Origin of the sequence: Bacillus sp. NTK074B, assembly GCF_017303375.1 — a bacterium.
In the GTDB taxonomy this organism is placed as follows: domain Bacteria; phylum Bacillota; class Bacilli; order Bacillales; family Bacillaceae_B; genus Rossellomorea.
Genome location: NZ_JAFKOH010000002.1, coordinates 353,432 through 366,496 on the forward strand (window position 1 = coordinate 353,432; position 13,065 = coordinate 366,496).

The 13,065-nt window shown below is 44.6% G+C and carries 10 protein-coding genes; 1 reads left to right on the forward strand and 9 read right to left on the reverse strand.

The features are described from left to right. The first annotated feature begins 116 nt into the window (after nucleotides 1-116). Entirely contained in the window at nucleotides 117-1,820 is a 1,704-nt protein-coding gene (locus tag JI667_RS05095; RefSeq protein ID WP_206850988.1) for an Rqc2 family fibronectin-binding protein, read from the forward strand. A gap of 231 nt (nucleotides 1,821-2,051) precedes the next feature. Here JI667_RS05095 and pyrE read toward each other — a convergent pair whose 3' ends face one another. The 9 genes from pyrE to JI667_RS05140 form a co-directional block, all read right to left on the reverse strand. Continuing rightward, nucleotides 2,052-2,675, reverse strand: coding sequence for an orotate phosphoribosyltransferase (pyrE, locus tag JI667_RS05100; protein ID WP_206850989.1), 624 nt, complete (start codon nucleotides 2,673-2,675; stop codon nucleotides 2,052-2,054). Further along, nucleotides 2,672-3,382 (reverse strand): orotidine-5'-phosphate decarboxylase, encoded by a 711-nt coding sequence (gene pyrF, locus JI667_RS05105; protein WP_206850990.1) that lies wholly within the window; start codon nucleotides 3,380-3,382, stop codon nucleotides 2,672-2,674. Before pyrF ends, pyrE begins: the two co-directional genes overlap by 4 nt. Then, nucleotides 3,354-4,295 carry a dihydroorotate dehydrogenase gene (locus tag JI667_RS05110; protein ID WP_206850991.1) on the reverse strand — a complete coding sequence of 314 codons (942 nt, stop codon included), beginning with the start codon at nucleotides 4,293-4,295 and terminating at the stop codon, nucleotides 3,354-3,356. The genes pyrF and JI667_RS05110 overlap by 29 nt, the downstream gene beginning before the upstream one ends. Further along, the gene (locus JI667_RS05115; protein ID WP_206850992.1) at nucleotides 4,292-5,065 is read right to left on the reverse strand and encodes a dihydroorotate dehydrogenase electron transfer subunit; all 774 of its coding nucleotides are present in this window, start codon (nucleotides 5,063-5,065) and stop codon (nucleotides 4,292-4,294) included. The genes JI667_RS05110 and JI667_RS05115 overlap by 4 nt, the downstream gene beginning before the upstream one ends. Beyond that, nucleotides 5,062-8,274 (reverse strand): carbamoyl-phosphate synthase large subunit, encoded by a 3,213-nt coding sequence (gene carB / locus JI667_RS05120; protein WP_206850993.1) that lies wholly within the window; start codon nucleotides 8,272-8,274, stop codon nucleotides 5,062-5,064. The genes JI667_RS05115 and carB overlap by 4 nt, the downstream gene beginning before the upstream one ends. Then, complete coding sequence (locus JI667_RS05125; RefSeq protein WP_206850994.1) at nucleotides 8,267-9,358, reverse strand: carbamoyl phosphate synthase small subunit; 1,092 nt, start codon at nucleotides 9,356-9,358, stop codon at nucleotides 8,267-8,269. The genes carB and JI667_RS05125 overlap by 8 nt, the downstream gene beginning before the upstream one ends. After that, on the reverse strand, nucleotides 9,355-10,641 hold the full coding sequence (locus JI667_RS05130) for a dihydroorotase (protein ID WP_206850995.1): 1,287 nt from the start codon (nucleotides 10,639-10,641) through the stop codon (nucleotides 9,355-9,357). The genes JI667_RS05125 and JI667_RS05130 overlap by 4 nt, the downstream gene beginning before the upstream one ends. 15 nt (nucleotides 10,642-10,656) lie before the next feature. Next, nucleotides 10,657-11,535 carry an aspartate carbamoyltransferase catalytic subunit gene (locus JI667_RS05135; RefSeq protein WP_206850996.1) on the reverse strand — a complete coding sequence of 293 codons (879 nt, stop codon included), beginning with the start codon at nucleotides 11,533-11,535 and terminating at the stop codon, nucleotides 10,657-10,659. A 160-nt stretch (nucleotides 11,536-11,695) separates the two neighbouring features. After that, nucleotides 11,696-13,024, reverse strand: a complete 1,329-nt coding sequence (locus JI667_RS05140; protein ID WP_206850997.1) for a uracil-xanthine permease family protein — start codon at nucleotides 13,022-13,024, stop codon at nucleotides 11,696-11,698. Nucleotides 13,025-13,065 lie beyond the last annotated feature (41 nt).

Sequence of the window (13,065 nt, forward strand, 5' to 3'; positions counted from 1 at the left end):
AGGTTTTGCATTTCACCCTGGAATGAGGACAAATTGCATTCCAGGACTATTGTAACCTCAGGTAAACGGATAAAATGAAATTACACTGAAATTGATTAAAGCAGAGGATGTTATATATGTCATTTGATGGATTATTCACAAGAAATATGACGAAAGAATTGAATGAAAGCTTATTGCATGGACGTATTAATAAGATACATCAACCATATAAAAACGAAATCATCATGATCATCAGGGCAAACGGGAAAAACCACAAAGTGCTCTTGTCGGCTCACCCAAGTTATTCACGTATCCAGATAACCAACGAAAACTATGAAAACCCTTCTGTTCCACCGATGTTCTGTATGCTGTTACGAAAACACCTTGAAGGATACATCATTGAAGGCATCAATCAGGTTGAATTGGATCGGATGGTTATTTTCGAAGTGAAAGGAAGAAATGAAATTGGTGATATTTCATACAAACAATTAATCATTGAGATCATGGGACGACATAGTAATATTATCCTCGTGGATAAAGGACGAAATATGATCCTTGATAGCATCAAACATATTTCACCAAGCATGAATACACATCGTACTGTATTACCTGGCCATGTGTATGTACTGCCACCCCAACAGGATAAAAAAGATCCATTTGAAGCTACGAAGGATGATGTCCTGAGTGCCCTTGATTTCAATTCGGGAAAGCTCGACAAACAGATCGTTCAATCTTTCGCAGGAATTTCTCCTCTTTATGCGAAAGAAGTCATCCACCGGGCAGGGATCGGAAACCAGTCAACCATCGCTGAATCATTCTTATCTTTGATTCATCATGCAAAAACTTTTGACATGAATCCTACCCTTATCACTGGCGAGAAAGAAACGTTCTACTGGATGGCCCTTGATCATCTGAAGGGTGAAAAGCATACCTTTCCTTCTTTAAGTGAATTGCTGGACCGATTCTTCTATCAAAAAGCTGCACGGGATCGCGTCAAGCAACAAGGAAATGACCTGGAGCGCTTCATCCGAAACGAACAGGATAAAAATACCAATAAAATCGAGAAGTTAAAGAAGACGCTAGAGGACGCTCAACAGGCTGACCGCTATCAATTACTCGGCGAACTCCTTACATCGAACCTATACGCAGTGGAACGGGGTATGACGGAGGTCAGCGTAGTTAATTATTATGATGAAAATGGGGAAAGTATAACGATTCCACTAAATCCTCAAAAATCACCCTCTGATAACGCACAGAATTATTTCTCCCGTTATCAGAAAGCGAAAAATGCCATTAAGATCGTTCATGAGCAAATTGAAAAAGCTCAGGATGAAATTGTCTACCTTGAGCAATTGCTTCAACAGTTAGAATCTGCTTCTACGAAAGATGTGGAAGAAATCAGGGAAGAGCTCGAGGAAGAAGGTTACCTGAGAATCCGTAAGCAGACGAAAAAGAAAAAATCCATTGCCAAGCCTGTCCTTGAACAGTACACTTCAAGTGACGGTACACAAATTCTTGTTGGGAAAAACAACAAGCAAAACGACTACTTAACCAGCAGGGTCGCTGGAAGAGAAGAGATCTGGCTTCATACAAAGGATATACCTGGCTCACATGTTGTCATCAAGAATCCAAACCCTTCTGAACAAACCATCAAGGAAGCGGCCAATATTGCTGCCTACTTCAGTAAGGCACGTGAATCAAGTTCGGTTCCGGTAGATTTCACAGAAGTCAAACAGGTAAAGAAACCAAAAGGCGCAAAGCCGGGGTTTGTCATATATGACGGTCAGCAAACCTTGTATGTAACACCTGATTTAGATTTGGTTCGATCGTTGAAAGATTAATATCGAGAGGAAACACTTTCACTAAGTCATACTGTACTGGAGTGAGAGTGTTTTTTGTTTTGGGCATATTATCTGAGGGACAGGATTTGTTGAGCATTCTGTCAAGCAGCCAAGGTATTGATACTTTTTTAAAAGATCTTCAGCGGGTATGCCTAGCAAACAGAAGATGGGAAATGAGTTCTTCCCTTCGCAAAACATAAGAAGCAACTCACAAATGAGTTGCTTTCCCACTTAACTTCTCCAATTTTCCGGATCTTCTTTCCATCTCTTCAATTGTTCTAACTCATCTTCACGGATGATTTCATTCTGGAGCGCTACATCCAATAAACTTGAATAATCTGAAAGAGCATAGGATGTTATATCTTGTTCTTTAAGCATCCTTTTCCCTTTATCCAATTCATATGTGAAGATCGCGACTACTCCTAATACGTCACATCCCGCTTCCCTTAGGGCTTTAACCGCTGTTATACAGCTTCCTCCCGTTGAGATAAGGTCTTCCACTACGACCACCTTTTGCCCGGCAGACGCAATTCCTTCAATCTGTTTTCCTTTTCCGTGGGCTTTAGCTTTTGATCTGACATAGCACATAGGGAGGTTTAAATTATCACTTACCCACGCAGCGTGTGGGATTCCCGCCGTTGCTGTTCCTGCAATGACTTCTGCATCAGGGAAATGCTGCCGGATCATCTCTGACAGCCCCTCTGCGATGCTATTCCTTACTGAAGGATATGATAGTGTCAGTCGATTATCACAATAGATGGGTGACTTTATTCCAGATGACCACGTAAACGGTTCCTCGGGGTTTAAAAATACTGCTTTGATGTCTAATAATTTTCTGGCTATTTCTTGTTTCATGCTTTGCCCTCCCATTCCTTTACGATCCTTTCATAGGCCTCCACCGGCTGATCGGCTCCTGTGATACTTCTTCCAACGACTATGTAGGAAGATCCCAATTCCCTTGCCACATGCGGCGTAGTGACCCTTTTTTGATCTCCTGCATGATCTTCAGCTAAACGGATTCCAGGAGTGACACGTAAAAAGTCATTCCCACAATGCTCTTTAATCATCGATGCTTCATGAGGGGAACAAACCACTCCATCAAGCCCTGCTTGTTTTGCAAGGGTTGCATAGTGTAAGACAGATTCATTGATGGTTATAGGGATCAATTGCTCTTTTCGCATTTGTTCTTCTGATGTTGATGTCAGCTGTGTCACTGCAATTAGAGAAGCGCGGTCATGGTTGGCCGGTGTACCCGCATACAAACCTTCCAACGCCTTTTCCATCATTATGCTGCCACCTGCTGCATGCACATTCATAAGCTCCAGGTCGAATCCCGCAAGCCCCTTCATGGCTCCGTAAACGGTGTTGGGAATATCATGAAGTTTCAGATCCAGGAATATCCGGTGATTCTTACTTAAAATCTTCTCAAGTATGGCAGGACCATTTTGAAGATAGAGTTCCATACCCACCTTTACATGTAAACTTTCGGAAAATTGATCCAAAAAGTATGATGTGGTATCCCACGTAGGGAAATCAAGAGCTATAAACGGTTTTTGACACATTCTTCCCCCAGCTCCTTCCGGTTAATTGCGATATATGGTCGACTCCAAGTTCATCGAGTAATGGTGGTAAGTTATTTATGATCGTTTTACATACGAATGGATCGACGAAGTTTGCCGTCCCGACTGCGATGGCACTGGCCCCTGCATAGAAATATTCAATAACATCTTCAGCTGATTGGATTCCCCCCATCCCGATGATGGGAAGGTCCACTTGTTGACTCACTTCGTAAATCATTCGAATGGCAACGGGTTTAATCGCAGGGCCAGATAATCCGCCGGCTTTGTTTGCCAAAATCGGCTTCCCTGTCTTCATATCCAATCTCATTCCCAGGAGCGTATTGATCATCGTCAATCCATCAGCACCTCCTGCTTCGACAGCCTTTGCCATTTCAACGATGTTGGTTACGTTTGGGGACAGTTTTACATACAAAGGCACCTGGGAGACTTCTTTAACTCTCTCGGTCAATTCTTTAGCCACCTCAGGAATGGTCCCAAAAGCGATTCCACCCGTTTTCACATTTGGACATGAAATATTGAGTTCAAGGGCAGCCACGTTTTCAGCTGATGAGATGACTCTTGCCACTTCTACATAATCCTCGACTTTTGAACCTGCCACGTTTGCGATGATTGGTACATCATATTGTGAAAGCCATGGGAGTTCCTTTTCCATCACCCCTGTAAGACCGGGATTTTGTAACCCGATGGCATTCAACATGCCTCCATTCGTTTCAGCGACCCGGGGAGTCGGATTGCCAAAGCGCGCCTCTTCCGTCGTGGCTTTGATCATGATCGCTCCAAGCTTGCTTAAATCATAGAACTGACTATATTCCCTCCCAAATCCAAAACAACCTGAAGCAGGCATAACCGGGTTTTTTAGAGATAATCCGGGTAATTCGATTTGTAATGACTTCATAGGAGAACCTCCCCTACCGGAAATACCGGTCCGTCACTGCAAACCTTCACATAACTCGCCCCTTCCGGATCATCCTGTTTATGACAAACACAAGCGAAACAAGCCCCGATTCCACAGCCCATCCTCTCTTCCAGTGAAATGAAACCGCGATGGTGACCCAATTGGGATTCCAACGCTTTTAGCATCGGTGTGGGACCACAGGAATAAAATACATCAAAGGCAGGTTTTTCCTCTTGGATAACATCCGTCACAAATCCTGTTGTACCAAGCGATCCATCTGCAGTTGCAATATATGTGTCTCCAAGTTCCAGGAACTCATTTTCATAAAAGCTGACAGCTTCATTTTGAAAACCGAGGATATGCTTCACTTTCCAACCGTTATCAATCAGCTTTTTAGAAAGACCGTAAAGGGGAGGAACGCCAATTCCTCCACCAACTAGCAATGCGGTCTTATTTCCACCTTCTACGGTGAACCCATTTCCGAGTGGCCCTAATACATCTACCTGTTCAGTTCTTTTCACTTGGGAAAGGAGACTGGTTCCTTTCCCTTCCGCGCGGTAGATCAAGGTCATGATCTCCTCTGCGTGGTCATGAGAGGCGATGGAAATCGGCCTCCTCAATAAAGGGTCGATTCCCGTTCCGACTTTCACATGAACAAATTGGCCAGGGGCCTTTATTTCACTTACTAAATCTCCTTGAAGGACGATCTCGAAGATGTTTTCAGCAATCCTTTCATGAGAAAGCACGGTCATCTTTTCGTTTACGATCATTGAAACACCGCCTCTTTCGCTTTCAATTGTCCCGGCAGCGCCTCAGCAGAGAACGTCATGGATTCAATCACTCTCAGAATGGCTTCTGCAGTGTCCAGTGATGTTAGGCATGGTATGCCATTTTCTACTGATTCCCTTCGAATTTTGAACCCATCACGTGCAGGCTGTTTTCCTTTTGTCAAGGTATTGATGACAAGCTGTGTTTCTCCGCTCTGGATAATATCCAATAATGTAGGACCGCTGGATCCGATCTTATCCACTTCACGAACAGCGATACCTGCTTTTGTCAGATGCTCAGCCGTACCCTTTGTTGCAAGGATTTGATAGCCGATATCGATGAATCGTTGAGCCAAAAGCACCGCTTCGTCTTTGTCTTTATCCGCAACGGTCATAAGCACAGAGCCATATTCCTTCATTTGCATGCCAGCTGCAACCATTCCTTTATAGAGGGCTTTTTCCAATGTGAAATCTTTCCCCATTACTTCACCTGTAGATTTCATTTCAGGCCCGAGAGTAATGTCCACTCTCCTTAGTTTGGCAAAAGAGAAGACTGGAACTTTCACGTACACACCTTGCTTTTCAGGAATTAGCCCCGACGTGTAACCTTGTTCCTTCAAGGAAATCCCGAGGATCGATTTGGTCGCAATATTGGCCATCGGTACATTCGTGATCTTACTGATGAATGGTACTGTTCGGCTGGAACGCGGATTCACTTCCAGGACGAAGACCTCACCTTTTGAAATGACATATTGAATGTTCAAGAGGCCTACAATGTTTAAGCCTTTTGCGAGTCGAGTCGTGTAATCGGCAATGGTTTGCTTTTGTTCTGGAGTCAGCTGCTGTGGGGGATACACCGCAATCGAATCACCTGAGTGGACCCCTGCCCGCTCGATATGCTCCATGATTCCAGGTATCACGACGTCTGTTCCATCGGAAATGGCATCCACTTCAATTTCTTTCCCGATTAGGTAGCGGTCAATTAATACCGGGTGCTGCGGGTTGACCTTTACAGCATTCTTCATATACATCAGAAGCTCTTCTTCACGGTAAACGATTTCCATTGCCCTTCCGCCGAGAACGTATGAAGGCCTGACAAGGACCGGATAACCGATGTTGCTAGCAATGGATAAGGCACCTTCCACAGATACTGCCGTTTTCCCTTTTGGCTGAGGAACTCCCAGTTCGTTCAGAGTATGTTCAAATTTATCCCGGTTCTCTGCTCTGTCGAGATCCTCAAGTGTTGTCCCGAGAATCGTGACACCCCGTTTGACCAACTCATCTGCGAGATTAATGGCCGTCTGTCCACCAAACTGCACTACGACGCCCTTAGGTTTTTCAAGATCAATGATATGCATGACATCTTCTACCGTCAGAGGCTCGAAGTATAATTTATCCGAAATACTGAAGTCAGTCGATACCGTTTCCGGGTTGTTATTCACAATGATCGCTTCATAACCTGCTTCTTTAATTGCCCATACTGAGTGAACTGTTGCGTAATCAAACTCTACACCCTGTCCGATCCTGATCGGACCCGAACCAAGTACGATGACGCTCTCACGTTCCGTGACTCTGGATTCGTTCTCATCTTCATAGGTGCCGTAGAAGTACCGCGTTTCTGATTCAAACTCTGCGGCGCAAGTATCGACCATTTTATAAACAGGAGTTAGGTGATTTTCTTTTCTCCAGTTAAACACATCTGCTTCTGACCTCTCCCATAGCTTTGCCACGGTGATATCCGAAAAGCCCATGCGCTTAGCTTTTTGACCGATTTCAAAGCTGAAAGGATTCTGAGATAATTCCTTTTCAAACTCTACGATTCTATTCATTTTATATAAGAAGAAAAGATCGATTTTACTCCATTCATGTATGGTTTCAATTGTTACACCTCTTCTAAGAGCTTCACCGATGTAGAAAAGGCGTTCATCCCCGGCCTTTCGAATCCTTTTCTCGATCCACTCGTCCGTAAATTGGTGTGCATCACTGAGTTCCATGTGATATGTGTTGCTTTCAAGTGATCGGATCGCTTTCAGAAGTGACTCTTCGAATGTTCTTCCAATCGCCATTACCTCTCCTGTTGCCTTCATTTGGGTACCCAGGTTACGCTTGGCAGCTTCGAATTTATCAAATGGCCATCTTGGAATTTTAGTCACTACATAGTCAAGGGCAGGTTCGAATGATGCATATGTTTTACCTGTAACAGGATTCATCATTTCATCCAGGGTAAGACCGACCGCTATCTTGGCCGCAAGCTTCGCGATTGGATAGCCAGTCGCTTTAGAAGCAAGGGCAGAAGACCTGCTTACCCTTGGATTCACTTCAATGATATAGTACTGGAAGCTGTCAGGATCAAGGGCAAGCTGAACGTTACAGCCTCCTTCTATCCCCAACTCCCGGATGATATTCAAACTTGTATTTCGAAGCATCTGATACTCACGGTCACTTAAGGTCTGACTTGGTGCTACCACAATCGAATCTCCCGTATGAATTCCAACTGGATCGATGTTTTCCATGTTACACACCACGATTGCATTATCTGCTGCATCTCTCATAACCTCGTACTCTATTTCCTTGAAGCCGGCAATACTTTTTTCCAACAGGCACTGAGTTACCGGGCTGTATTTCAATCCCGAGCTGACGATCTCGACCAATTCGTCTTCATTGTGACAGATCCCACCGCCGGTTCCTCCCAGTGTATAAGCAGGACGGACGATGACTGGATAGCCAATTTCATTCACAAATTGATAAGCTTCATCCAATGAATGAATGATTTCACTATCCGGAACGGGCTCTCCCATTTCATTCATTAAATTCCTGAACAAGTCACGGTCTTCCGCTTTCTCGATGGCCGAAAGCTTCGTCCCGAGAATTTCCACTCCGCATTCTTCCAATACCCCTGATTGAGCAAGTTCTACAGCCAGGTTCAACCCCGTTTGACCACCTAATGTAGGCAGCAGTGCATCCGGTCGTTCTTTACGGATAATCCTGCTGACAAACTCCAATGTCAACGGTTCGATGTATACTTTATCAGCCATTTCGGCATCCGTCATGATTGTTGCAGGGTTCGAGTTCACCAGGATTACCCGGTAACCCTCCTCTTTTAAGGCGATGCATGCTTGCGTTCCCGCATAGTCGAATTCTGCCGCCTGTCCAATAATGATGGGCCCGCTTCCGATAACTAAGATGGTTTTAATGTCAGTACGTTTAGGCATGTTGAAGCTCCTTTCTTTTCTCTTCTTTCATAAGTTGTAAGAAATCATCGAATAAGTAATTAGAATCTTCTGGTCCGGGAGATGCTTCAGGGTGATACTGAACCGTAAAGGCCGGGAAATCCAAGTGCTTCAATCCTTCTACCGATCCATCGTTTATTGCAGTATGGGTCACCTGCAGTCTCGAACCCGCTAACGATTTTTCATCTACTGCATAGCCATGGTTCTGTGAGGTCAGCGCGACTTTCCCAGTTTTCAAATCTTTGACCGGATGGTTGCCTCCCCTGTGACCGAACTTCATTTTGAAAGAGTCTCCACCACAAGCGAGAGCAAATAATTGATGACCTAAGCAGATGCCGAAGAGTGGAATTTCACCCAGAATCTCCTTGATCGTTTCGACCGCTTCGGGTACATCCTTCGGATCCCCAGGTCCATTCGATAACATGATTCCGTCAGGCTGCAGGCGTCTTATTTCTTCTGCAGAAGTGTCATAAGGAACCACGATCACATCACAATCACGCTTATTTAATTCCCGTAAGATTCCATGCTTCATACCGAAATCCATCAACACGACGCGATAGCCTCTTCCCGGGCTTGCATAAGCTGTTTTCGTAGAAACCTGTTTTACCTGGTCATTCCTAAGGGTTGTATCCTGTAATTTATCCAGCATGTCTTGTGGATTTAATTCAGCAGAGCAGATGATGCCTTTCATGGCTCCATGCTTTCTGATGATCCTTGTTAACTTTCTGGTGTCGATATCAGAAATTCCTGGAATTCTTTTTATTTTTAATAATTCATCCAATGTGGATTCATTTCTCCAGTTAGAAGGGAAGTCTGCCACTTCTCTCACAATGAATGCTTTAATGGCTGGAGAGATCGATTCAAAATCGTCCCGGTTTATTCCATAGTTCCCTACAAGCGGGTAGGTCAGGGTTACAAGCTGTCCGCAATAGGAAGGATCGGATAGAATCTCCTGGTAGCCAGTCATGCTCGTATTGAATACAACTTCACCAATACTTTCTTCATTTGCTCCAAATCCTTCTCCCACGAAAACTGTTCCATCGTCTAAAATGAGTTGTCTTTTCATTGTTCGTTTCCTCCTTCATTCCATACAAGAGATCCCTGATAAAAAGTTGCTTTCGGCCATCCTTTGCACTCCCACTCTTTAAATGGAGTGTTTTTCCCTTTTGATAAGAATTCTGCAGGGTCGATCACTTTTTGTTCATTTAAATCCAAGAGCGTAAAATCCGCTTCTCCTCCTACTTCAAGTAGTCCAAACGGAAGGTTAAAGCTTGAACATGGTTTAATCGTCATCCAGTCGATTAACTGCTTCAGGGTAAAGATTCCTTTTTCCACAAAGTTGGTATAAAGCAACGGAAAGGCTGTCTCCAATCCAACAATGCCGAAGGGTGCGAGTCGCATCCCTTCTGATTTTTCAGCTTCTGTATGCGGTGCATGATCAGTAGCGATAAAATCAATCGTTCCATCCAGTAATCCTTCTATCAAAGCCTGTTGGTCCTCTTTACCCCTAAGTGGCGGATTCATTTTGAAGTTGGGATCAAGTCCCGGAATATCGTCATCACTCAACAGTAGATGATGGGGAGTTACTTCAGCAGTCACATTGATGCCGGCTTTCTTCGCGTCCCTTACCACCCTTACTGATTCTTTTGTTGAAATATGGCACACGTGATAATGGACTCCTGCTGCCTCTGCCAGAAGCACATCCCTTGCGATATGTACGGCTTCGCATATGGAGGGGATCCCAGGCAGGTCATGCTCCTTTGAGAATAGCCCTTCATGAACCGCCCCTCCATAAATCAATGTATTTTCTTCACAGTGGGCGACGATGGAGGCATCGATACTGGCTGCTATTTTCATCGCTTCAAACATCGTCCCAGCAGATTGTACCCCTACTCCATCATCGGTGAAGGCAAATGCCCCCTTTTTCTTTAAGGCAGGTATGTCATTGATGGTTTTTCCAATTTGACGTTCCGTAATGGCGGCATATGGTAAGACCCTGACGTTGCCTGTGTTCATGATTTTATTATTTAGAGACTCGAGGTTTTCAACTGTATCAGGAACCGGTCTAGTATTCGGCATAGCGGCAATGGTTGTGAATCCTCCCTTTGCAGCAGCATTTGTACCTGTTTCAATGGTTTCTTTATGTTCGCCGCCCGGTTCTCTTAAGTGGACATGTAAATCGACAAATCCCGGGGAAAGCAATAACCCTTCTGCTTGGAATTCCTGGTGATCTTTCCCTTTCAATTCTGGACCCATCTCGATGATTTTTGTATTTTCCACCTTGACATCCACGTTCTCAGAATCACCATTTTTTGTTAGAACACGTGCATTTCGGATGATCCACTTCATTTCAATTCCCCCTGGTTAGTTGATTTCAAGCGCTCTTTTTAAAACAGCCATTCTTACGAATACTCCGTTTTCCATCTGTTTGAAAATCCTTGACTGGTCACATTCAACCAATGAATCTGCAATTTCCACACCCCGATTGACCGGTGCCGGATGAAGGATGATTCCGGTTGGTTTCATTCGGGCTCTTCTATTTTCCGTTAAGCCGAATCCTTCATGATATTCTTCTTTCGTCATGTTGGATGTACTTTCGTGGCGTTCATGCTGGATACGAAGGAGCATGATCACATCTGAATCTGGTATACATTCATCTATAGGCATATAGTGATGTTGATCGTGGAAAGGGAACCATTCTCTCGGCCCGGAGAAAAAGACTTCCGCCCCAAGTTTTGTCAGGGCTTCGGCATTTGACCTGGCTACCCTGCTATGGGCTATATCACCGATGATGGAAACCTTGAGTCCTTCAAATCCACCGAACTCTTGACGTATGGTCAACAGATCCAACAGACATTGAGTCGGATGATTCCCACATCCATCTCCACCATTGATCACACTTATGTTGAGAGGCGCCAATTCAACAAAGTAACGTTCCAGGGAATGACGGATGACAACCGTTTCGACTCCGATGCTTTCCAACGTTTTCACCGTGTCATACAAGCTCTCACCTTTTTGAACGCTGGATGTCTGTGCTTCAAATGGAATGACTTCAAGACCAAGCTTCCTTTCAGCCATTTCAAAGCTGCATTTTGTCCGTGTACTTGCCTCGAAGAAAAGGTTGGCCACATATCTACTCGAACCATCCGTCCAGGTTTTTCCCTTTTTAAAGTGTTCAGCCTCATCCAATATCTGAAGTATTTCCTCTTTTGATAAGTCATTCATCGTCAACAAATTTTTCACCAAGAGCCCCCCTGTCTTCACTTTTATTTTCAAAAAAACACCCTGTCAATTTCCTGACAGGGTGTTTTTGAACATACCAACCTTGACAGTGCGGAACATTCCGCATGTCTTGTTCAAATTCACCCTTCCTAGACTCTCTGGACCATGTTAAAAGGTGGTTCTATGCAACGTCTTGCTTAGTATTCTCTTCTTGGAATAAATTGTTTTCTGCTTCACTTTCTTTCCTTCCCGGTAATACCAGGTTCAGGAACACTCCTACGATCGCGGCAAGTGCCATACCGGATAAGGATACATTCTCGTTTATTTTCACAAATGCTCCTCCCACTCCGATAACAAGGATGACACTTGAGATGACTAAATTCCGCTTGTTACCCAGGTCTACTTTATTATCAATCAGCATGCGGAGTCCGCTTGATGCGATGATTCCGAACAGGAGGATCGATACGCCCCCCATGACAGCTGATGGAATCGAGCCAATCAATGCCGTTATTTTCCCAATGAATCCGAACACGATGGCTAACATAGCTGCCCCACCGATGACGAATACGCTGAATACCCGTGTAATGGCAAGGACACCGATGTTTTCACCATACGTTGTATTTGGAGGCCCACCCAGGAAGGATGCGATCATCGTCGCAACCCCGTCTCCAAGAATCGAGCGGTGCAGGCCAGGCTTTTCAATGAAATTCCGTCCTACGACCTTACTTAATACCATCTGATCCCCCGTATGCTCTGCCAGGGTTACCAGTGCAACCGGCACCATGATGGATACAATCTCCCAAGAAAAGCTCGGCGTGTAATGTACAAACGGGATAAAGAAGTCAGGCATTTGGAAGAAGGGTGCATCCAATACCTGTTGAAAATCCACCAGTCCCGCAAATACTGCAATGATATAGCCTCCGATAATACCAGCCAGGATCGGGACCATTCCTAGAAAGCCTTTGAAGTAAATCGAGCAGATGACTGTAATGGCCAATGTTGCAAGTGCGACCATTAAGTGCGTGTTGCTGTATACCAATTGCTCTGCTCCCGGATTTTCATACATGGCCATATTCACAGCCGTTCCGGCAAGACCCAAACCGATGACCATGATGACGGGTCCTACAACAACCGGTGGCAGGATTCTAATCAGCCATTTCAAGCCAAGCTTCGAGATGAGTAACGCGACGATACCGTAAACGATACCCGCAAGGAAGCTTCCCATCATGGCAGCTTCTGGACCTCCAAGGCTCTTGGCTGCAAGGATGGGTGCAATGAAAGCGAAAGATGATCCCAGGTAAGCAGGTATTCTTCCTTTAGTAATCAAGAGATAAGCGAGTGTCCCAAGCCCACTTGAAATCAAGGCGACCCCCGGACTCAAACCCACCAGAAATGGTACAAGTACGGTCGCTCCAAACATGGCGAATAAATGTTGTATGCTCAGGGTGACCCATTTTCCTATATTCGGTACTTCTTCTACATCTAATACGATATCTTGTTTTTGATTCATATCTGTTTCCTCCTCTGATACCCATTTTTCCCCATTAAAAA